Source organism: Pseudonocardia acidicola (assembly GCF_012911935.1).
GTDB classification, from domain to species: Bacteria; Actinomycetota; Actinomycetes; order Mycobacteriales; family Pseudonocardiaceae; genus Pseudonocardia; species Pseudonocardia acidicola.
On sequence record NZ_JAAXLA010000013.1, the window covers coordinates 85,516 to 105,478 of the forward strand.

Sequence of the window (19,963 nt, forward strand, 5' to 3'; positions counted from 1 at the left end):
CGGGGGATTCATCGCTGCGCCGCCAGGTAGCGGCCGAGCGCGGAGACCGGGAAGACCATCCGATAGAGGTGGTAGCGGATGTAGAAGGCGCCCGGGAACCCGGTCCCGGTGAACTCCGGTTCGTCCCACGACCCGTCGGGATTCTGCGTCTCGGTGAGCCAGGCGACGCCGCGGTCCACGGCCTTCGACCGCTCACCGGCGGCCAGTAGCGCGAGCAGCGCCCACGCCGTCTGGGACGCGGTCGACGTGCCGCGCCCGATCCACGCCGGATCGGTGTAGGAGCGGATGTCCTCGCCCCAGCCGCCGTCCGGGTTCTGGTGGCGCTCCAGCCAGCGCACGGCGGCGCGGATCGCCGGAGCCGAGGCGGGGATCCCGGCGCTGACCAGCGCCGGCACCACGCCGCCGGTGCCGTACACGTGGTTGGCGCCCCACCGGCCGAACCACGAGCCGTCGTCCTCCTGCGCGTCCAGCAGCCATGCGACACCGCGGCGGCAGGCCCGCGAGTCCGCGAGGCCCTCGGCGGCGAGCATCTCCACGACATGCGCGGTGACGTCGGCCGACGGCGGGTCGATCACCGCGCCGAAGTCGCAGAACGGCAGCTTCGTGATCAGCTCCCGGGTGTTGTCGGCGTCGAAGGCGCCCCAGCCGCCGTCGCGGGACTGCATGCCGACGTTCCACGCCACTGCCCGGTCGACCGCGCCGCGCAGCCGCTCGGGCTGCGGGTGCTCGAGCCGGCGTAGCGCCAGCACGACCTCGGCGGTGTCGTCGATGTCGGGGTAGCCGTCGTTGTCGAACTCGAAGGCCCACCCTCCGGGAGCGAGGTGCGGGCGGCGCACCGCCCAGTCTCCGCGCACCCGGATCTCCTCCTGGAGCATCCAGTCCGCGGCGCGGAGCAGGTCCGGGTCGTCCGGCGCCGCCCCGGCGTCGAGCAGCGCGGTCACTGCGAGGCAGGTGTCCCACACCGGTGACTGACAGGCCTCCAGCCTGCGCACCCGTCCGTCCGCGGTGTGCTCGCGGACGAGGAACCGGTCGAGCCCGTCCAGCCCGGCGCGTACCGCCGGGTGGTCGAGGGGGTAGCCGAGCAGGTGCAGGGCGAGCAGCGAGTACACCCACGGCGGCTGGATCCCGCCCCAGGAGCCGTCGGCCTCCTGCCGCGCCAGGATCCACTCCGCGGCCCGGCGCATGGCCAGTCGGCGCAGCGGCCGCATCGGGTGCCGGGAGTACCGGTGCAGCACCGCGTCGAGACGCTGGAAGGCACCCGCCCAGCTCCACGGTTTCGCCCGCGGCGGCGCGGCGGCGCCGGAACGCAGCTCGTCGATCCCGAAGGGAAGTGGGCGGGCCGGGCGCAGCGTGGCGACGACGGTCAGCGGCACCACGGTCTGGCGCGCCCAGCACGCCCAGTCGTAGACGTTGAGCGGGAACCAGCGGGGCAGGAACACCAGCTCCGGGGGCATGTCCGGCAGCTCGTCCCAGGACCACAGGCCGAACAGCGCCAGCCAGATCCGGGTGAACACCCGGCTGCGTTCCACCCCACCCCAGGCCCGCACGAACCGCTGTGCCCGCCGCATGTGCTCCGCGTCCGGGTCGTCGCCTGCCAGCCGCAGGGCCACCCAGGCCTCCACGGTGGTCGAGAGATCCCCGGGGCCGCCACGGAAGGTCGCCCAGGTGCCGTCGGCGCGCTGCTGGGAGCGGATCCAACGGGCCGCCTCGGCGGTCTCCTGCTCGCCGCGGATCCCGAGGAACTCACGCAGCAGCAGATCCTCGGCGTCCATGGTCACGTTCGTCTCGAGCTCGCCCTTCCACCAGCCCTGCGCGTGCTGCTGCGCGCGCAGGTGGCCGACGGCGGCATCGAGCGTCGCCTGGGGGGTGCGCGCCCCCGACGAGCCGATCTCCGGTGCGGTGAGGGTCATCAGAACTCCCGGTCCACGAGGTAACGGCCGAGCGCGACGAGCTCGGCGCGGGGTCCGTCGGGGAGGTCGGCGCCGGCCAGTGCCTTCTCCCCCAGCGCTATCCGCCTGCGCGCCTCGGCGGCCGCCCAGTCACGGCCACCGCCGTCCTCGACCAGCGCGGCCGCGCGGCGCAGCTGCGCCTCGCCGTCCTCACCGGCGCCGGCCAGCCAGCGCGCGAGCTCCCGTCCGGCCGTTCCGCCGTGATGCACCGCGTAGGTCACCGGCAGGGACTTCTTACGGGAGCGCAGGTCCGACAGCACCGGCTTACCGGTCACCGCCGGGTCGCCCCAGATGCCGAGCAGGTCGTCGACGAGCTGGAACGCCATCCCCAGCTCGGTGCCGTAGGTCTGCAGCGTCGCTGTGAGCCCGACGGGGGCGCCGGCGAGCACCGACCCGATCGCCGCGCTGGTGGCGAGCAGCGAAGCGGTCTTGCCCGCAGCCATCGACAGGCACTCCTCGACGCCGACGTCACTGCGCCGCTCGAAGGCGACGTCCTCGGCCTGACCGCGGATCAGCTCGCGGGTCGTCGCGGCGAGCAGCCGGGCGGCGGGCGCCGCGTGCGGCGACCCGCCCTCCAGGAGGACCTCCACGGCGAGGGCCAGCAGCGCGTCCCCGGTGAGGATCGCTGCCGGTGCCCCCCAGTGCGCCCACACCGTGCGGCGATGGCGGCGCTCGGTGTCGCCGTCCATGAGGTCGTCGTGCAGCAGTGAGAAGTTGTGCACGAGCTCGACGGCGACCGCCCCGGGCAGGCCGGCCTGGACCGGTGCACCTGCCGCCGCGGCGGAGAGCAGCGCGAGGGCCGGCCGGACCGCCTTTCCGCCGCCGTGGCCGGGCGTGCCGTCGAGCTCGATCCATCCCAGGTGATATGCGGCCTGCTCGCGGCTCGCGCGGTCCAGCCGAGCGACGGCGGCCCGCAGCGCCGGGGTCACGGTGTCCCGGCCGCGTCGCAGCACCGCCAGGGCGATGTCGACGTCGGCGGTGGCCGTCATGCCGGCACCTCCGCCGCAGCGGCGGCCGGGTGGGCGAGCAGCGCCTCCGCCGCGCTCACCCCGCTGCGCACCGCCCCCTCCATCGTCGCGGGCCATCCGGTGTCGGTCCACGCGCCGGCGACGAACAGCCCGGGCACGGCGGTGCGCGGCGGGGGGCGCAGGGCGGCGCTGCCCGGTGCCGCCCGGAAGGTGGCGTGCGGTTCGCGGGTGACGAAGAAGTCCAGGACCCGGGCCTGCCCGGCCGCCGGCAGCAGCGCGGCCAGCGCCGGGAGCAGCTGCTCGCGCAGCTGCGCGGCCGGGGTGGTGATCACGTCGTCGGCGGCCGACAACGAGACCGCGAGGTACTGGGCGTCCACCGGCCACACCCGGTGCAACCCGGCCTGGGCGGTGCGGTCGAACACCCACTGCACGGGCGTGTCGACGCCGGCGAGGAACTCGGCGTCGAGCACCCGGCGGTCGTAGACGACGTGCACGTTGACGATCGGCGAGCTGCCCAGCGCCTCGACCCAGCCGTCCGGCAGGCCCAGCGCTCCGTCGGGTAGCAGCCGTTTCGCGGCCGTGGGTGGCACGGCGCAGATGATCCGGTCGACCACGAGGTCCTCCGCTCTCTCCACTCCCCGGTTGCTGCCGATCCGCCAGCCGCCGCGCGGCCCGGGGGCCGGCGTGAGCGAGCGGACCTTCGTCGAGGTGCGCACGTCGACGCCGGCCTCCTGCAGCCGCTGGGCCGCCGCCGCACCGTGCAACCGGGCCAGCGGGACGCGGGACCAGCCGATGTCGCCGGCCGCGGCGTCGCTGAGCAGGCCGAGCTGGAACACGGTGGCGGCCGACGCCAGCGACGCGGCGTCGGCGGTGGCGTTGAGCGTGGCCACCCCGACCACGTTCCACAGCACCTCGATCGCGCGGCGACTCTGGCCGTGCTCGACCAGCCAGTCGGCGAAGCTGCGGGCGTCGGTCGCGGGGTCCGCCGGGTCGACCGATCGCAACGCCAGCGCCGCTCTGACCAGCCGTAACCGGTCGGCCACCGGCAGCGGCCGGTAACGCAGCAGCGCCCCCGCAAGGTGCAGGGGCGCGGGCATCCCGGTGCGGCGCAGCCGGCTCAGGGGCCGGCCCGGGGCGTGTACGGCGACGTCCAGCCGCTCCTGCATCGTCACCAGTCCGGCGACGCCGAGCCTGTGCAGCAGCGCCCGGTAGGAGGTGCAGCAGCGCAGGAACACGTGCTGCCCGTTGTCGACATCCAGGTCACCGCGGCGGAAGGAGGTCGCCAGGCCGCCGAGCCGCGGGCGGGCCTCCAGCAGCGTGACCGCGCAGCCGGCGTCGGCGCAGCGCAGGGCGGCGGTGATCCCGGCCAGGCCGCCGCCGATCACGCCCACGTGTGCGCTCACGACGTCCGGCCTCCTCCCGGTACCGGGGCCACTCCGGCCAGGGCCCGGGCCGCGACACCGGCCTTCTGCCAGCCCGACAGCGACCGGCGCTGGTGGTACACCGACGGCGGGTCGGCCGCGATGTCATCGAGCAGCCTGCGGTAGATACCGGACATCGCGGTGGCGCACGCGGCGCTGCGCCGGTCCAGCAGCGGCACCAGTCGCAGCCCGTCGGCGTACCACGCGCGGGCGCGCGCCGCGCTGAACCTGATCAGCTCGGCCAGCCCGCCGGCCTTGTCGACCAGCACGCCGTGCTCGTCGAGAACCAGCTCGGCGCCGAAGCGGGCCAGTTCCTCCTGGGGTAGGTAGACGCGGCCGTTCTGCAGGTCCTCGCGGATGTCACGGAGGATGTTGGTCTGCTGCAACGCGATGCCGAGGGCGTCGGCGTAGCGGGCCGCCTCCGGATGCGGGCGGGAACCGAAGATGCCCAGGCACAGGCGCCCGACCGAGCCCGCAACGCACCGGCAGTAGCCCACCATGTCGTCGAACGTCTGGTGGGTGAGCCCGGCCGTGTCCATCCGGACGTCCGCCTCGACCCCGTCGACGAGCTCGTCGAAGGCGTCCATCGGGATCGGGTAGCGGCGGGCGGCGTCGGTGACCGCGGTGAGGACGGGGTCGGCCGGGTCCGGCGGCCGGGTGAGGGAGGCGCGCAGCTCGGCCAGGGCGCGGGTCTTCTGTTCGGCGGGGAGGTCCCCGTCGCCGATGTCGTCGATGCGGCGCGCCAGGGCGTAGACCGCGCACAGCGCCGACCGCTTCGCCGGCGGCAACAACCGGATGCCGTAGTAGAAGTTGCGGGCCTCGAGCTTCGTGATGGCCTCGCAGGCCGCGTACGCATGGGCGAGTGGACTCTGCGCAGTGGTCATCTGGCGCTCCGGATCAGTTCGGTGACGACGTGCCGGGCGACGTCGCGGCGGTCCTCGGCGACGTCCTGCCGGTGCTCCAGGAACTGCCGCGTCTCTCCTGCGGGCACCGGCCCGGCGGACGCGTCCGCTTCCGGCTGCCGGGCACCCACGGATGCGATGCTGCCCGGACCTGCTGTGGATCTCTCCGCATCTGTGATCAGGACTGCGACTCCGGAATTGTCGCCTCCGGACAATCCCGGTCCGGCGGAGCGCCCACATCTGTGCAGCGTGGTGTCCAGCGGTCGGCATGCGCCGGGTTCCGCTCCCTGCCGGATGTGGTCACCGGCCGACGCCATGGCTCACACGGGCCGGCGTAGATCGCCTCTCGCCGCGGACGCGATCATCCACCTCATCCGGCGGGCCACCGGCCGCGCGTGCACGGCCGGCCGCGGGTGCGAGGGCGTGGGCGGCAACTCAGGAGGGCCCGATCGTGATCGGCCTGTACCTCCAGGACTCGTCCTCATCGATCCCGAGTACGCGAACACGGGCCGGTACTGTGGTGTTATACCCCCGGGGGTAGCCGGCCAGGAAGGCTCGTCGGCCCCGGCGGAACAGGGAGTACCGGCATGAATGTGGACGCCGCGAAGCTGGCCGATGTCGTGACCCGGCTCAAGCGGGTGCAGGGCCAGATCGGCGGCATCGTTCGCATGATCGAGGAGGGCCGCGACTGCTCCGACGTGGTGACGCAACTCGCCGCCGCGTCCCGAGCCCTCGACAAGGCCGGCTTCAAGATCATCTCGACGGGCCTGCGGCAGTGCATGACCCAGGGCGAAGACGGCACCCGGGGCGTGGACGAAGCCGAGCTGGAACGCCTCTTCCTTTCCCTGGCCTGATCGCTCCCACGACGCGTCCGGACGGGTTCCAGCCGGCGGCGAGCCGCATCCATGGCCGGCTGACTGCACACCCCCGGGCACACCCACCACCACATCAGCTACGCCCTGACCTCCGCCGACGGGCGGGTGCACGCGGTGTTCACCGGCGGCTCCATGCTCTACGGCGCGACCGGGCGCACCGACCTCGTCGACCCGGAGAACACGACCGAGCTGACTCACGCCCAGTTCCGCTCGGTGCGCCGGCCGGCGCGGCGGCTGCCCGCCGACACCCCGGTCTTCCCGACCCACGGGTTCGGCAGCTTCTGCTCGGCCAGCCCGACCAGCGGGGATGCCTCGACGGTCGGCGCCCAGGAGAAGATCAACCCGGCCCTGACCCTGGAGGAGCAGGACCACGTCGGCTCGCTGCTCGCCGGGCTCGGCGCCTACCCCATCACCGACGCCTCCGGCCGGGCGGTGATCTCGATCGGCGCCCGACCGCCCCGACGATGATCCACAGCGGCTGGTAGTAGTGCGTCATCGCCGGATCGATCACGGCGACGTCGGCCTGCTCGTTCCGGCGCAGCCGGGCGGCCACGGTGATACCCGCGCTCGCACCTCCCACCACCGGCCCGGCAGGGAGGGGCCGGAGGTCACCCCGGGAGAGGACTTCCAGCGGGACGGCCCGCATACCCCTGGGGGTTCAGTGGAAGGACGGCACCACCGAAACGACCTCAGGAGGACGCCGTGTTGTTCACCCAGTACTACCTCGACTGCCTGTCCCAGGCCTCTTACATGATCGGTGACGAGACCACCGGCCAGGCCGTCGTCGTCGATCCCCGCCGTGACGTGGCCGAGTACCTCACCGACGCCCGGGCACACGGCCTGACCATCGTCGCGGTGATCAACACCCACTTCCACGCAGACTTCCTGGCCGGACACCTCGAGCTGGCCGAGGCGACCGGAGCGTGGATCGGCTACGGACGGCGCGCCGAGGCCGACTACCCGATCCGCAAGCTGGCCGACGGGGAGCGCATCACGCTGGGCGAGGTGACGCTGCAGATCATGGAGACCCCTGGCCACACGCCGGAGTCGATCAGCATCCAGGTGTTCGAGCACGCCGACGATCCGGTGGCCTACGGCGTGCTGACCGGTGACGCCCTGTTCATCGGCGACGTCGGCCGTCCCGATCTGCTCGCATCGATCGGGTTCGCCGCCGACGAGCTCGGACGGATGCTCCACACCTCGATTCAGCATCTGATGGCCCTGCCCGACCAGGTGCGGGTCTTCCCCGCGCACGGCGCCGGCTCCGCGTGCGGCAAGAACCTGTCCACCGAGCACTGGTCCACCATCGGCGCCCAGCGCACCGGCAACTACGCCTGCCAGCCGATGAGCGACGATGCGTTCCTCGCGATCGTCACCGCGGGCCAGCCCTCCGCGCCGGGCTACTTCGTCTACGACGCGGTGCTCAACCGCAAGCTGCACCCCGTCTTCGACGCCGCCGCGCCACCGGTGCCGCTCGAGATCGCGGACGTGCTCGACCGCCAGCAGGCCGGGGCGTTCGTGCTCGACGCCCGCCACCCGCAGGACTTCGCGGCCGGACACCTCGCCGGGTCGGTCAACGTGCCCGCCGACGGCCGGTTCGCCGAGACGGCCGGCATGGTCGTGCAGCCCGACCAGGAGATCGTGGTCGTCGCCCCGCAGGACCGCGAGGAGGAGATCGTCGTCCGACTGGCCCGCATCGGGTTCGACAAGGTCCGCGGCTACCTGCGCGAGCCCGAGGGCGCGTTCCTGACGGCCCCTGACCGGATCGTCCGGGCGAGCCGGCTCACCGCGTCCGAGCTGGCCGGAGCCGTGAACCGCCCGGTCCCGCCCACCGTGATCGACGTCCGCAACGTCGGCGAGCTCGCCGGCGGCGCGATCGAGGGCGCATTGCACATCCCGCTGGCCGAGCTGCCGCGACGGCTGGCCGAGGTCCCGCGGCAGCGCCCGGTCGTGACCTACTGCGCCGGGGGCTACCGCTCCAGCGTGGCCGCCGCCCTGCTTCGCAAGGAGGGCTGGGCCGACGTCTCCGACCTGCTCGGCGGGTACGCGGCCTGGGCGTCGATGACACCGCAGTCCGTCAGCTGAGGCCCCGAGCGCCGGCGGGCGGGCGCGAGACCGGCCGCGGACCCGGCTGATCAGCAAGGGCGGGGCGTCGATCCGGGGACGGCTCGGACCGGCGCCCCGCCGTCACGGGAATCGTGCGCGGGCGGAATCGCGCGGTTCCACCCGGCCGGCCGTCCCGCTGCTCCCTGTCCGGAGCGACTCACAGGTACCCGGGCAGGCAGAATGTCCCAACGTTACCCTGGTGGCACAACAGTCGATCGGGAACCGGGACAAGACCGATGGCAGCTCATGCGGTGGACCGCAACAGCCCGCTTCCGCTGTGGGCGCAGATCCAGGAGGACCTGCGGCGGCGGCTCTCGGCGGCCGAGTTCGACCGCGCGTTCCCGGGAGAGAAGGCGCTGGTCCAGCAGTACGAGGTCAGTCGCAACACGATCCGGGAGGCCTTGCGGGCGCTGCGGGCCGAGGGGCTGGTCACCGCTGAGCGCGGTCGCGCGCCGCGGTTGTCGCGCCCTGCCGAGATCGAGCAGCCTCTCGGGGCGCTGTACAGCTTGTTCGCCTCGGTCGAGGCGGCGGGAATGCGGCAGAGCAGCATCGTCCGCAAGCTGGACGTCCGAGCGGACGGCGTGATCGCGGCCCGGATGCACCTGGAGGAGTCGACGCCGCTGGTGTACCTGGAGCGCCTGCGGCTGGCCGGCGAGGAACCGCTGGCACTGGATCGGGTGTGGCTTCCCGCGTCCATCGCCGAGCCGCTGCTCGAGGCCGACTTCACCCACACCTCGCTGTACGGCGAGCTCGCCGCACGCACGGGTGTACGCCTGCAGGGTGGCCGCGAGCAGATCCATGCGGTGGTGCCGACGACGACGGAAGCCGAGATCCTGCGCTGCCCGGACCGGGTGGCGGCGTTCTCGATCGAACGAACGGGGTTGGCGGCGGGCCGCTGCGTCGAATGGCGGCAGACCTTGGTCCGCGGTGACCGGTTCGGCTTCCGCGCCGAGTTCTCCGCCCGGGGCGGCTACCAGCTCGGCATCGCCTCGGCTGCAGCGCCGGCTGCCTGACCGCGCCGATTCAGGCAAGGCCGCGCAGCATCAGGTTCCAGTACATGAACGGCAACCCGTACCGCTTGAGGTACCACATGTCCCGGCGCTCCTTGATCGTGTCGATCAGCGGGATCGTCGGCGTCGGCCGCATCGAGTAGTCGAACTCGGCGAGCAGCATCGTGTGCCGGGACGTGGTCAGCGGGCAGGAGGCGTAGCCGTCGTACTCGGCGGAAGGGGTGCGCCCGTTCATCACGGCGGTGAGGTTGTCGACGACGACGGGTGCCTGTTTGCGGATCGCCGCTCCGGTCTTCGAGTTCGGCGAGGAGCCGGCGTCGCCGAGTGCGAAGACGTTCGCGTAGCGGGCGTGCTGCATCGTGTGTTTGTCGATCTCCACGTAGCCGGCCGGGTTCGCCGGGTCGGCCAATGGCCCCTTCTTGATCCAGTCGGGGGCGCTCTGTGGCGGGACGAGGTGCATGAACGAGTACGGCAGGGTGGTGGTGTCCTTGGTGTTGAGGTCGGTGACCACGGCCTCCCGGCTGTTCGGGCGGACGTCGGTGACCTCGCTGCTGAAATGCACGGTGATGCCGTAGCGGCGGGCCACGTCCAGCAGCACGTCGGAGAACTCCTTGACCCCGAACATCGCCGGCGTGGGCAGCACCAGGTGGACGTCGATGTTGCCGAGGACCCCCTGTTCACGCCAGTAGTCCGCGGCGAGGTAGGCGATCTTCTGCGGGGCGCCGGCGCACTTGATCGGCCCGGACGGCATCCCGAACACGGCGATACCCGACCGCGTCTCGCGGATGAACCGCCAGGTGGCCGGGGCGAGCTCGTAGACGTAGTTGCTGGAGACGCCGTCGCGGCCCAGGGTCTCGCTCAACCCGGAGATCTTGGCCCAGTCGAGCTGGATGCCGGGGCAGACGACGAGGTAGTCGTAGTGCACCGTCTGGCCCCCGGTGAGGGAGACCTCCTGGGTGTCTGCGTCGATCTCCGCGGCGGACTCCCGGATCCAGGTGGCGCCTCTGGGCATGACCTTGGCCTCAGGACGAGCGCTGGCTTCGATCGGGGCGCAGCCGCCGCCCACCAGGGTCCAGAGGGGCTGGTAGTAGTGCGTCATGGCGGGCTCGATGACCGCAACGTCGCGTTCGCCGGCACGCAGCAACCGGGCGGCGACGGTGATGCCGGCGGAGCCGCCGCCCACAATGACGATCTTGTAATGCGCTCGGCTGACCATGACACGTCTCCCGATCCGTTGAGGCGGGCCAACCTATAGACGTGTTTCAGATCACACAAGGCCAATGACGGGTCATTGAGGACCGATAGGTCTGGACATAAGGACTGCTGTCGCGGTTATCTGGCTATGGCGGGGATCACACCCGTCGGACTGCGGCCGGAACGGCGAGGGCGGACTGATGAGGTACGGGTTCGCGATCGATCAGCGCACCTGCATCGGGTGCCACGCGTGCACGGTGGCGTGCAAGACCGAGCACGACATTCCGGTGGGCCAGTTCCGGACCTGGGTGAAGTACGTCGACCAGGGCACGTTCCCGTCGAGCACGCGGGACTTCGGGGTGATGCGGTGCAACCACTGCACGGACGCGCCGTGCGTGACGATCTGCCCGACGAAGGCGTTGTTCACCCGCGCGGACGGCATCGTCGACTTCGACTCCGACCGTTGCATCGGGTGCAAGAGCTGCATGCAGGGCTGCCCGTACGACGCGATCTACATCGACGAGGACACCCACACCGCAGCGAAGTGCAATTTCTGCGCCCACCGGGTCGACGAGGGCCTGGAACCCGCATGCGTGGTGGTATGCCCGACGCACTCGATCTGGGTGGGCGACCTCGACGACCCGGCCAGCGGCATCGCCCGGCTGGTGGCCGAGAACCCGGTGTCGGTACGCGCCCCGGAGCAGGGCACCGGACCGAACGTGTTCTACCTCGGTGCCGACCGCGCGGTGCTCGACCCGCTGGCCGCCCCCGCCGCCGGCGGCTATCTGTCCTCCCGGCCCGACCCGCATCGCGCCGGCGTCGCCGCGCATCTGACTCCGGATCCGGTGACCGCCGCCCGGACCACCCTCGACACCGCGCACCCCCGGCCGTGGGGTTGGCGGGTGACCACCTACCTGTGGGCCAAAGGCGTCGGCGCCGGAGCGCTGATGCTGGCCGCGCTCGCGCAGTTCCTCGGCGTCGACCTCGGGACGGTGGGCACCGTGATCGCCCCGGCGCTGGGCCTCGCCGGAACGATGATCACCGGGGCGCTGCTGGTCTGGGACCTCAAACGCCCGGAGCGGTTCCTGTACATCTTCCTCAGGCCCAACCCCGCCTCATGGCTGGTCCGTGGTGGGGTGGTGCTCACCGTGTTCGCGGCGCTGTCGACGGCGTGGCTGGTGCTGGGAATCCTCATCGAGTCCGGCTCGGTCCCCGGCGGCCCCGGATCCGCGGCGACGGCAGTGCTGAGGGTGCTCGCCGCGCTCGCCGTTGCCGGTGGGGTGCTGACCGCCGGCTACACCGCGTTCCTGTTCGGTCAGGCCGAGGGCCGGGATCTGTGGCAGTCGCCGCTGTTGTTCTGGCACCTGCAGGCACAGGCCTTCATGGTCGGTGCCGGTGCACTGGCGGTGACCGCGGGGGTCACCGGACTGCCCGAGGACGGCGTGGCGCTGCTCGCACGCGTGCTGGTCGTGGCGACCACGGTCCACGTCCTGATGCTGCTTCTCGAGTTCGGCGGGCGCCACACCAGCGCCCACGCCACCGCCGCGGCGCACCTGGCCACCCACGGCCCGTATGCGCGTCTGTTCTGGTCCGCCGGAGTGGGGCTCGCGGTGGTGGCCGCTGCCGTCGCCGCGGTGAGCTGGTCCGGGGCACATCCCGCCGCTGCGGTCGCCGCCGGTCTGGCCGTGCAGATAGCGCTGTTGTGCTACGAGAGCGTGTTCGTCCGCGCCGGTCAGGACGTGCCCCTGTCCTGAAGTGGCCTCGTCCGGCTCCCCGAGGGCGCCGGCCGGGTCCGCATTCGTCCCACTCGCGCCCAGCACTGCAGGAGGCATCACATGACCGAATCGGCCCCGCAGCGCATCGGGGACGCCCCCGCTCCCCCGGCCGCACCGGCGGCCGGCCACCCGCTGCCCGGCGAGCGCCGGCACGAACACCTGCGGAACTTCCCGCCGGTGTCGAGCTGGGACAACCACATCGAGTACGACGCCAAGGCCCACCCCCGCAAGGTTCCGCACAGCTACATGCTCATCCCGACGACCTGCTTCAACTGCGAGTCCGCCTGCGGGTTGCTCGCCTACGTCGACAAGGACGACCTCTCGATCAAGAAGGTCGAGGGCAACCCCGCCCACCCCGGTTCCCGCGGCCGCAACTGCGCCAAGGGCCCGGCCACGATCAACCAGATCACCGACCCGGAGCGGATCCTGTACCCGCTGCGCCGCGCCGGGGAGCGCGGCGGCGGCCGCTGGGAGCGGGTCAGCTGGGATGCCGCGCTGGACGACATCGCCGGCCGGATCCGCACCGCGATCCAGCAGGACCGCCACGAGGAGGTGATGTACCACGTCGGCCGGCCCGGCGAGGACGGCTTCGCCGAGCGCTTCCTGGCCGCCTGGGGCGTCGACGGGCACAACAGCCACACCAACGTGTGCTCCTCGGGCGCCCGGTTCGGGATGACGCTGTGGGGCGGCTACGACCGGCCTTCCCCCGACCACGCAGACGCCAAGGTCATCCTGCTGCTGTCCAGCCACCTGGAGACCGGGCACTACTTCAACCCGCACGCTCAGCGGATCATGGAAGGCAAGCAGTCGGGCGCGAAGCTGATCGTGATCGACCCGCGGATGTCCAACACCGCCGGCCACGCCGACCTGTGGATCGCGCCGTGGCCGGGCAGCGAGGCGGCGATCCTGCTGGCCGTCGTGTCCCATCTGTTGCGCACCCGCCAGATCGACCAGCCCTTCCTGCGCCGCTGGTTCAACTGGCAGACCTACCTCGCCGAGCTGCACCCGCTGGCCGAACCGAGCTTCGAGGTGTTCCTGGATCGTCTCGAAGCCGACTACGCCGGCTACACCCCGGAGTTCGCCGCCGAGGAGGCCCGGGTACCGGTCGAGCGGATCGTCGAGCTCGCCGAGCTGGTGGCCCGGTGCGACCACCGCCTGGCCGCGCACATCTGGCGCTCGGCGGCGGCGGGCAATCTGGGCGGCTGGCAGGTCGCCCGCTGCCTGTGGTTCGTCCTGGCGCTGACCGGGTCGATCGGCACGCGGGGCGGGACCAGCCCGAACGGATGGAACAAGTTCATCCCGCACGGCCCGAACATGCCGCCCGCGCACGACCACTGGAACGAGTTGATCTGGCCTCGGGAGTATCCGATGGCCACCAACGAGATGTCGATCCTGCTGCCGCACTTCCTGGCCGAGGGCCGCGGTCGGCTCGAGGTCTACTTCTCGCGGGTGTTCAACCCGATCTGGACCTATCCCGACGGCTTCGCCTGGATGCGGGCCCTGGCCGACCCCCATCAGGTCGGGCTGCACGTCGCGCTGACCCCGACCTGGTCGGAGACCGCGGAGTTCGCCGACTACGTGCTGCCGATGGGGCACGCCACCGAGCGGCACGACACCCATTCCTACGAGACGCACTCCGGCAAGTGGCTGGGCTTCCGCCAGCCCGTGCGCCGGGTGGCGATGGAGAAGCTCGGACACCCGGTGACCGACACCCGCGACGCCAACCCGGGCGAGGTGTGGGAGGAGAACGAGTTCTGGTTCGACCTGTCCTGGCGGATCGATCCGGACGGTTCGCTGGGGATCCGCCGGTACTTCGAGTCCCCGTACCGGCCGGGCGAGAAGATCACCGTCGACGAGTACTACCGGTGGGTCTTCGAGAACCGGGTGCCCGGCCTGGTCGAGAAGGCGAGGTCCGAGGGACTGACCCCGCTGGAGTACATGCGCCGCTACGGCGTGGTCGAGGTCGGCCGGGACCTCTACCGCCAGGACGAGCGCCCACTCGGCGCCGACGAGTTCGACGACACCGAGATCGACACCGCCCCGGACACCCGGGGGGTGCTGCGCAAGCCGGTGACCCTCGACTCCACCCCGCCACTGTTCGGCGAGGCCGGCGCGGTCGGGGTGCGCCACGACGACGGTTCGACCACGGCCGGCTGGCTGACCCCGTCGCGCAAGCTCGAGGTGTACTCGACGGCGATGCGCGACTGGGGCTGGACCGAGCACGCCACGCCCGGTTACATCCGTTCCCACGTCGCCCACCGCGAGATCGACCTCGATGCCGGCGACCTGGTCCTGATCCCCACCTTCCGGCTGCCCACGTTGATCCACACCCGCTCGGGCAACGCGAAGTACCTCAACGAGATCTCCAATTCACACCCGCTGTGGCTCAACTCCACCGACGCGGCACGCCACGGCGTGGTCACCGACGACCTGGTTCGGCTGTCCACCTCGATCGGCCACCTCGTCGCGCGGGTCTGGGTCACCGAGGGGATCCGCCCCGGGGTCTGCGCGCTGTCGCACCACATGGGCCGCTGGCGGCTGCACGACACCGAAGGCAGCCGCTGGGTCTCGGGTCTGGTCGACATCACCCACCCGAACGGTGCGAACACCTGGCTGCTGCGCTACAAGGGCGGCGTCGCCCCGTTCGCCTCCGAGGACCCGGACTCCGAACGCATCTGGTGGACCGACCCCGGGGTGCACCAGAACCTGGCGTTCGGCGTGCAACCCGACCCGCTGTCGGGGCAGCACTGCTGGCTGCAGAAGGTGCGTCTGGAGAAGGCCCACCCCGGCGATCGGTACGGCGACGTGTATGTCGATGCAGACCGCTCGGCCCAGGTCTATCGGGAGTGGCTGGCCAAGACCCGCCCCTGCCTGGGCCCGGGGGGCCAACGCCGGCCCGAGTTCCAGATGCGCCCGGTCAAGCCGCGCCGACGGGCCTTCCGCATCCCCACCGGTGACCCTGCCGGGCGCGAGGAGGGGTGATGCTCGGCCGGCGACATCCCCGCAGCGCCGATCTCGACGGCGCCCGCGCCGCCGCGGCGGCGATCATCGACCCGCAGCTGCGCCGCTCGCTCGGGGAGCTCGGCATGATCAACGACGTGCGCCCCGGCCGGCGCGGCGGGGTCACCGTCGAGCTCGCGCTGGCCACGGCCGAACACCCGCAGCGGGACGAACTCGCCGCCGCCGTCCGCGCCGCGGTCGACGCCGCCGCGGGACCCGGTGGCACGACGGTCGACTTCGTCTCCATGCCGGCACGCCGGCGGATCGAACTCGCCGAGCACCTGCGGGCCACCACCCGGCCCATCACCGGGAGTCTCGGGACCACCTGCCGGATCTACGCGGTCGCCTCCGGCAAGGGCGGGGTCGGCAAGTCCACCGTCACCGCCAACGTGGCCGCCGCTCTCGCCGCCGGCGGGAAGCGGGTCGGCGTCCTGGACGCCGACGTATGGGGCCACTCGATCCCGCAGTTGTTCGGCGTGCACCGCAACCCGTTGACCCTCGGCGGGCTGATGCTGCCGGTGCCGGCCCACGGGGTCGCGCTGATGTCGGTGGGGTTCTTCGTCGGCCCCGGCGAGCCGGTCGTCTGGCGCGGCCCGATGCTGCACAAGGCCCTTGAGCAGTTCCTCACCGACACCTACTGGGGCGAGCTCGACGCGCTGCTCATCGACCTGCCCCCGGGTACCGGCGACATCACCCTCTCGCTGCTCGAACTCGTCCCCGACGCCGCCCTGCTCGCCGTCACCACTCCGGCGAGCACCGCCCACACGGTCGCCGAGCGGGTGCTGACCATGGCTGCGCGGGGCGGCATGCCGATCGCCGGCGTCGTGGAGAACATGACCGCGGCGGTGTGCGCGTGCTGTGGGGAGCGGACCACCGTGTTCGGCGAGGGCGGCGGGCGGCGACTGGCTGCGCAGGCCGGGGTGCCGCTGCTGGCGCAGATTCCGCTCGACGTCGAGGCCCGGGCCGCCGGCGATGACGGCGTACCCGTCGTCCTGCGCTCGCCGTCGTCCGCCTCGGGACTGGCGCTCGGGCGGCTGGCGGCGGGACTGCCGGTCGTGCGGCGCAGCCTGTCGGGCCGGGCCCTCCCCCTGTCCGTGGTATGAGGCCACGGCCCCGTCGCACGACCACGGAGGGACCATGCGCGATGACCACCACGTGACCCGGCGTCAGGAGGCCGTGAACACCGGCACCGGCGTCGATCGGGAACCCGACTACCGCTTCACCCTCGCCAACGAGCGGACGTTCCTGGCCTGGAATCGCACCGCACTGGCCCTGATCGCCGGCGGCGTGGCCGTCGTCCAGTTGGTCCCCACGTTCGGTCCTCCGGGCACCCGCCACGTCCTGGGCTCGGTCCTGGTCGTGCTCGGTGTCGCCGTGACCGCAGGAAGCTACCGGCGATGGCGGGCCCTGCAACGGGCGATGCGCCGAGACGAGGATCTGCCGGCGACGAAGATGCCGCTGCTGCTCGGCATCGGGCTCGGCGTGATCGCGGTGGCCGTCGTGGTGCTGCTGTTCCTGACGCGATGAGCAGGTCGGCACGCCGCCTCGGCGACCGGCCCGGTCTGCAGGCCGAGCGCACCGTCCTGGCCTGGGACCGCACGGCCCTCGGCTTTCTCGCCAACGGCGCCCTGCTACTCGTTCGCAACATCCACACCGCGCAGTACCAGCGCTGGCTGCCCGCGGTGGCCGCGTTCGGGCTCGGCGTCGCGTGCTTCACCCTGGCCCGGCTGCGGCAACGCCGGCTGACCCGCACCCCTCCCGAGCGGATCGGCCCGGCGCGCGGGCCGCTGACCACGATCACCGTGTTCATCTGCCTGCTCGCCGTTCTGGTCATCGTCTTCCTGATCGGGACCCGGTGACCGGCGGACCCGGCGGACCGTGACGCGGGCCCGACGGCGCTCTGCTCAGACCGAGCCGGTGGCCGCCTGCAGCCCCAGGCTCGTGACCGCCACGAGAATCCACAGCACCGCGCCGAGCAGCAGCGGCCGCGCCCCGGCGCGGCGCATGTCCGACAGCCGCAGCGACGAGCCGATGCCGGCGAGCGCGATGGTGATCAGGAACGTCCCGGCCGCCGAGAGGCCCGGGTGCCAGGACACCGGGATCACCCCGAGGGTGTCGAGGACCGACGCGGCGACGAACCCGACGAGGAACACCGGGACGAGCTTCCTCCACGGCAGCGACCGCCACCGGAACCCGGCGCCGGAGCCGATCCGCGCGGTGGCGACGGTGTCCCGGCGCGCCTTCCACACCGCCAGCGCCACGACGATGGGGATCAGCGTCAGCGTGCGGGTCAGCTTGACCACCACGGCGTAGGGCCCGGCGTCGCCGCCGTAGGAGAACGCCGCCGCCACCACCGAGGAGGTGTCGTTGATCGCGGTGCCCGCCCAGAGCCCGAACGCATGCGGGTCCATCCCCAAGGCGTGGCCGAGGCCGGGGAAGGCCAGCACGGCGATGATGTTGAACGTGAAGATGGTGCCGATGGCGTAGGCGACCTGGGATTCGTGTGGCTTGAGCACCGCCGTGGTGGCCGCGATGGCCGACGCTCCACAGATGCCGGTGCCGACCCCGATCAGGATCTGGGCGTCCCCCCGCACCCCCAGCAGCCGCCCCAGAATCCACGCCCCGAGCAAGGCGGCGACCACCGTGCCGAGCATGACCGGAAGCGAACTCGCCCCGACGGTGGCGATCTGCTGCAACGACAGGGTCGCCCCCAGCACCACGATCGACGACTGCAGCACCGGCTTCGCCGCGAACGACAGACCGGGCCGCAGGTCATCGCCGGGCTTGATGGCCGCTGCCAGCACGATGCCCAGCACGATCCCGAACACCGGTCCCCCGACGATCGGCACGAGGTGTCCGAGCGCCGTCGCCGCGACCGCGACCAGCAGCGACACCGTCAGCCCCGGGACCAGCGCCCGGCCCCGCGCGACGAACTCGGCGGACCGGCCCGGCCGGTCGTCGCGCGCCTCGGCGGGACCCCTCACCGCTGGGATCCGGTTCGTCGACGTCCGCTGGGACGACGGCATGACTACCTCCATTGCCTGAGCGTCGGTGGGACGACCGCTGACACCGGGACATCCGAACCGGGAATATCAGTATGTACCAACATTGGGTCGGGCCGCACACTGCTGTCAATCCGGCACCGAACGTGACGCCCGTCTCCCATCACCAGCAGACACCAGGGGCGAGACGTCACGAACTGCGTGAACACACAGCAGCGACGTGCGGACATTCGCCGTCGATCACACCTTCTGCCGGCCGGCCCGCCGCCACGAGCAGCGAGTTCGTTGACCCACCCGGCACTGGACCTAATGTCCGTACACCTGGCGCCGACGGGAAGGAGAGCGGATCATGGTCGAGGTCGAGGTCATCTCCACCGAGGAGCTCGGCGATCGCAGCTACATCGCCCACACGGACACCCACCTGTCCTACGTCGTCGACGACGGACACGGCCCGTGGCGGTGTTCACCGGCGGGTCGCTGCTGTATCGGCATCGACCGCCCTGCCGGCGCAGCGACCGGCCGTCCCGCCGACCTCGCCCCGGGCGAGAACCTCCGCGGCTACCCCGCCGTCACCTTCGCCGACCTCGCCGCCCGCTCCGGTGCCGAAGCCGGCGAACCCGTCCTCGACGTCCGACGCAATGACGAACGCGCCACCGGCGGAATCCCCTGGGCCACCCACATCCCGATGCAGGATCTGCTCGAGCGCCTCGACGAGCTCCCGGCCGGGCGGCTGTGGATCCACTGCGCCGCGGGATATCGCGCCGGCATCGCCGCCGGCCTCCTCGACCGGGCCGGCCGCGACGTCGTGCTCGTCGACGACGATGACAACCGCGCGGTCGAGCTCGGCCTCGCCCCGAGCTGGCACCACCGCTCATGGCCCGAGGCGTCGACCGGCACTCCGGCCACCACCGCGCCCTTCTCCGCGACGACCTCCCGGACCATGCGCTGCACCCCGGTACTCGATGTCGGTGGTCAACTGCTCGCGGGTCGGGGTCCCTGCCATCGCGCAGACCGCGATCCCGGCCATCCGGCTCCCCGGCCCGCGGCCGTGGTCCACGGCCCACACTGCCGGCCGGGCCACCGCGGTCACGACGGGCGGAAGCACCCGTGGGTGAGTGCCGGTGGTCCTGCCGGACCGGCCCGCGACGGCTCGCGTCGGGGGTCCGGCGTCGTCGGTACAGGTCTCGGGTACGTCACAGGACCCGGACGGGCCCGGAAACGGACGGGACTTCACCGTCCGGTCGGCCCTGCGAGGAGCCGACACCGGCCCGCACCCTGAGCTCAGGCCCGGGCCGGCTCCACCGAAGCCCCGGCAGCGGGCCGCGGAGGGACAGATGGATGACGTCAAGCGCTGGACCGTGCTCATCGACATCGACGAGTGCGACGGATGCGTCCGCGCGATCGCCCGGCTGCACACCGGGGACAACGACCGGACCGTGAGCGCAGGCACTGCTCGACCGGGCCCCGCCGAGCAGGACGGCCTGCCGATCGCGGACGAACTGGCGACCGCCCGCGCGCTCTCCCAGCTGAGCCACCGGCTGCTGAACACCGTGACCCGGGACCTCGAGCGGGGCATCCGCGTGACCGGCACACGCCGCGCGGCCAGGAGCAGGTCGACGGCGGAGCGAAGTGCCTCGTCATGCAGGACCTCCGGCACTGACGACCGTCGCGGTGGCGCGTGTTCGGTCGACAACAGCTGCCTGGTCAGGTTCTCGCGGTAGCGGGAGCGGCGTCGCCCACCGCGGGCCACTCCTGGCAGGC

The 19,963-nt window shown here is 72.3% G+C and carries 18 protein-coding genes; 11 read left to right on the plus strand and 7 right to left on the minus strand.

The window, feature by feature from the left end; all coding sequences use genetic code 11:
- Positions 1 to 8 precede the first annotated feature (8 nt).
- From shc to HF526_RS09740, 5 genes are read right to left on the minus strand one after another with little or no spacing between them, the layout of a single operon-like run.
- Entirely contained in the window at positions 9 to 1,910 is a 1,902-nt protein-coding gene (gene shc / locus HF526_RS09720; RefSeq protein WP_169381030.1) for a squalene--hopene cyclase, read from the minus strand.
- Complete coding sequence (locus HF526_RS09725; RefSeq protein WP_239028500.1) at positions 1,910 to 2,938, minus strand: polyprenyl synthetase family protein; 1,029 nt, start codon at positions 2,936 to 2,938, stop codon at positions 1,910 to 1,912. The genes shc and HF526_RS09725 overlap by 1 nt, the downstream gene beginning before the upstream one ends.
- Positions 2,935 to 4,320: a hydroxysqualene dehydroxylase HpnE gene (hpnE, locus tag HF526_RS09730; protein WP_169381032.1), complete on the minus strand. Its 1,386-nt coding sequence runs from the start codon at positions 4,318 to 4,320 to the stop codon at positions 2,935 to 2,937. The genes HF526_RS09725 and hpnE overlap by 4 nt, the downstream gene beginning before the upstream one ends.
- Positions 4,317 to 5,222 (minus strand): presqualene diphosphate synthase HpnD, encoded by a 906-nt coding sequence (gene hpnD, locus HF526_RS09735; protein ID WP_169381033.1) that lies wholly within the window; start codon positions 5,220 to 5,222, stop codon positions 4,317 to 4,319. Before hpnD ends, hpnE begins: the two co-directional genes overlap by 4 nt.
- A complete protein-coding gene (locus HF526_RS09740) occupies positions 5,219 to 5,371 on the minus strand; it encodes a hypothetical protein (protein WP_169381034.1) in 153 nt (50 codons plus the stop codon). The genes hpnD and HF526_RS09740 overlap by 4 nt, the downstream gene beginning before the upstream one ends.
- 456 nt (positions 5,372 to 5,827) lie before the next feature.
- Between HF526_RS09740 and HF526_RS09745 the strand changes: the two genes are divergently transcribed.
- The 4 genes from HF526_RS09745 to HF526_RS09760 all read left to right on the plus strand — a co-directional run bounded on the left by HF526_RS09745 (position 5,828) and on the right by HF526_RS09760 (position 9,234).
- A complete protein-coding gene (locus HF526_RS09745) occupies positions 5,828 to 6,094 on the plus strand; it encodes a metal-sensitive transcriptional regulator (protein ID WP_169381035.1) in 267 nt (88 codons plus the stop codon).
- A gap of 135 nt (positions 6,095 to 6,229) precedes the next feature.
- Positions 6,230 to 6,583 (plus strand): MBL fold metallo-hydrolase, encoded by a 354-nt coding sequence (locus HF526_RS09750; protein WP_211177005.1) that lies wholly within the window; start codon positions 6,230 to 6,232, stop codon positions 6,581 to 6,583.
- 234 nt (positions 6,584 to 6,817) lie between these two features.
- Positions 6,818 to 8,200 (plus strand): rhodanese-like domain-containing protein, encoded by a 1,383-nt coding sequence (locus HF526_RS09755; RefSeq protein WP_169381036.1) that lies wholly within the window; start codon positions 6,818 to 6,820, stop codon positions 8,198 to 8,200.
- A 257-nt stretch (positions 8,201 to 8,457) separates the two neighbouring features.
- Positions 8,458 to 9,234: a GntR family transcriptional regulator gene (locus HF526_RS09760; RefSeq protein ID WP_169381037.1), complete on the plus strand. Its 777-nt coding sequence runs from the start codon at positions 8,458 to 8,460 to the stop codon at positions 9,232 to 9,234.
- A 10-nt stretch (positions 9,235 to 9,244) separates the two neighbouring features.
- On the opposite strand, the gene HF526_RS09765 is transcribed toward HF526_RS09760, so the two are convergent.
- Positions 9,245 to 10,447 (minus strand): NAD(P)/FAD-dependent oxidoreductase, encoded by a 1,203-nt coding sequence (locus HF526_RS09765; RefSeq protein ID WP_169381038.1) that lies wholly within the window; start codon positions 10,445 to 10,447, stop codon positions 9,245 to 9,247.
- Positions 10,448 to 10,625: 178 nt separating this feature from the next.
- Here HF526_RS09765 and HF526_RS09770 point away from each other — a divergent pair, with 178 nt between their 5' ends.
- The 5 genes from HF526_RS09770 (at position 10,626) to HF526_RS09790 (ending at position 17,059) form a co-directional block, all read left to right on the plus strand.
- Complete coding sequence (locus HF526_RS09770) at positions 10,626 to 12,179, plus strand: 4Fe-4S dicluster domain-containing protein (RefSeq protein ID WP_169381039.1); 1,554 nt, start codon at positions 10,626 to 10,628, stop codon at positions 12,177 to 12,179.
- Between the two features lie 81 nt (positions 12,180 to 12,260).
- The gene (locus HF526_RS09775; RefSeq protein ID WP_169381040.1) at positions 12,261 to 15,182 is read left to right on the plus strand and encodes a molybdopterin-dependent oxidoreductase; all 2,922 of its coding nucleotides are present in this window, start codon (positions 12,261 to 12,263) and stop codon (positions 15,180 to 15,182) included.
- Complete coding sequence (locus HF526_RS09780) at positions 15,182 to 16,303, plus strand: Mrp/NBP35 family ATP-binding protein (RefSeq protein WP_169381041.1); 1,122 nt, start codon at positions 15,182 to 15,184, stop codon at positions 16,301 to 16,303. The genes HF526_RS09775 and HF526_RS09780 overlap by 1 nt, the downstream gene beginning before the upstream one ends.
- Before the next feature lie 34 nt (positions 16,304 to 16,337).
- The gene (locus HF526_RS09785) at positions 16,338 to 16,727 is read left to right on the plus strand and encodes a YidH family protein (RefSeq protein ID WP_169381042.1); all 390 of its coding nucleotides are present in this window, start codon (positions 16,338 to 16,340) and stop codon (positions 16,725 to 16,727) included.
- The gene (locus HF526_RS09790; protein WP_169381043.1) at positions 16,724 to 17,059 is read left to right on the plus strand and encodes a DUF202 domain-containing protein; all 336 of its coding nucleotides are present in this window, start codon (positions 16,724 to 16,726) and stop codon (positions 17,057 to 17,059) included. The genes HF526_RS09785 and HF526_RS09790 overlap by 4 nt, the downstream gene beginning before the upstream one ends.
- Positions 17,060 to 17,104: 45 nt before the next feature.
- Here the strand turns inward: HF526_RS09790 and HF526_RS09795 are convergent, their stop codons facing one another.
- Positions 17,105 to 18,184: a YeiH family protein gene (locus HF526_RS09795; protein ID WP_338051387.1), complete on the minus strand. Its 1,080-nt coding sequence runs from the start codon at positions 18,182 to 18,184 to the stop codon at positions 17,105 to 17,107.
- A gap of 367 nt (positions 18,185 to 18,551) precedes the next feature.
- Here HF526_RS09795 and HF526_RS36865 point away from each other — a divergent pair, with 367 nt between their 5' ends.
- A complete protein-coding gene (locus HF526_RS36865) occupies positions 18,552 to 19,481 on the plus strand; it encodes a rhodanese-like domain-containing protein (RefSeq protein ID WP_338051388.1) in 930 nt (309 codons plus the stop codon).
- Between the two features lie 55 nt (positions 19,482 to 19,536).
- The gene (locus HF526_RS09805; RefSeq protein ID WP_169381046.1) at positions 19,537 to 19,923 is read left to right on the plus strand and encodes a dsRBD fold-containing protein; all 387 of its coding nucleotides are present in this window, start codon (positions 19,537 to 19,539) and stop codon (positions 19,921 to 19,923) included.
- Positions 19,924 to 19,963: the final 40 nt, after the last annotated feature.

Bases quoted from the DNA above. Each gene is read 5' to 3' on its own strand.
- shc (WP_169381030.1), bottom strand. From the start codon at position 1,910: ATGACCCTCACCGCACCGGAGATCGGCTCGTCGGGGGCGCGCACCCCC.
- HF526_RS09725 (WP_239028500.1), bottom strand. From the start codon at position 2,938: ATGACGGCCACCGCCGACGTCGACATCGCCCTGGCGGTGCTGCGACGC.
- hpnD (WP_169381033.1), bottom strand. From the start codon at position 5,222: ATGACCACTGCGCAGAGTCCACTCGCCCATGCGTACGCGGCCTGCGAG.
- HF526_RS09745 (WP_169381035.1), top strand. From the start codon at position 5,828: ATGAATGTGGACGCCGCGAAGCTGGCCGATGTCGTGACCCGGCTCAAG.
- HF526_RS09760 (WP_169381037.1), top strand. From the start codon at position 8,458: ATGGCAGCTCATGCGGTGGACCGCAACAGCCCGCTTCCGCTGTGGGCG.
- HF526_RS09765 (WP_169381038.1), bottom strand. From the start codon at position 10,447: ATGGTCAGCCGAGCGCATTACAAGATCGTCATTGTGGGCGGCGGCTCC.
- HF526_RS09770 (WP_169381039.1), top strand. From the start codon at position 10,626: ATGAGGTACGGGTTCGCGATCGATCAGCGCACCTGCATCGGGTGCCAC.
- HF526_RS09775 (WP_169381040.1), top strand. From the start codon at position 12,261: ATGACCGAATCGGCCCCGCAGCGCATCGGGGACGCCCCCGCTCCCCCG.
- HF526_RS09780 (WP_169381041.1), top strand. From the start codon at position 15,182: ATGCTCGGCCGGCGACATCCCCGCAGCGCCGATCTCGACGGCGCCCGC.
- HF526_RS09785 (WP_169381042.1), top strand. From the start codon at position 16,338: ATGCGCGATGACCACCACGTGACCCGGCGTCAGGAGGCCGTGAACACC.
- HF526_RS09790 (WP_169381043.1), top strand. From the start codon at position 16,724: ATGAGCAGGTCGGCACGCCGCCTCGGCGACCGGCCCGGTCTGCAGGCC.
- HF526_RS36865 (WP_338051388.1), top strand. From the start codon at position 18,552: ATGGTCGAGGTCGAGGTCATCTCCACCGAGGAGCTCGGCGATCGCAGC.
- HF526_RS09805 (WP_169381046.1), top strand. From the start codon at position 19,537: ATGGATGACGTCAAGCGCTGGACCGTGCTCATCGACATCGACGAGTGC.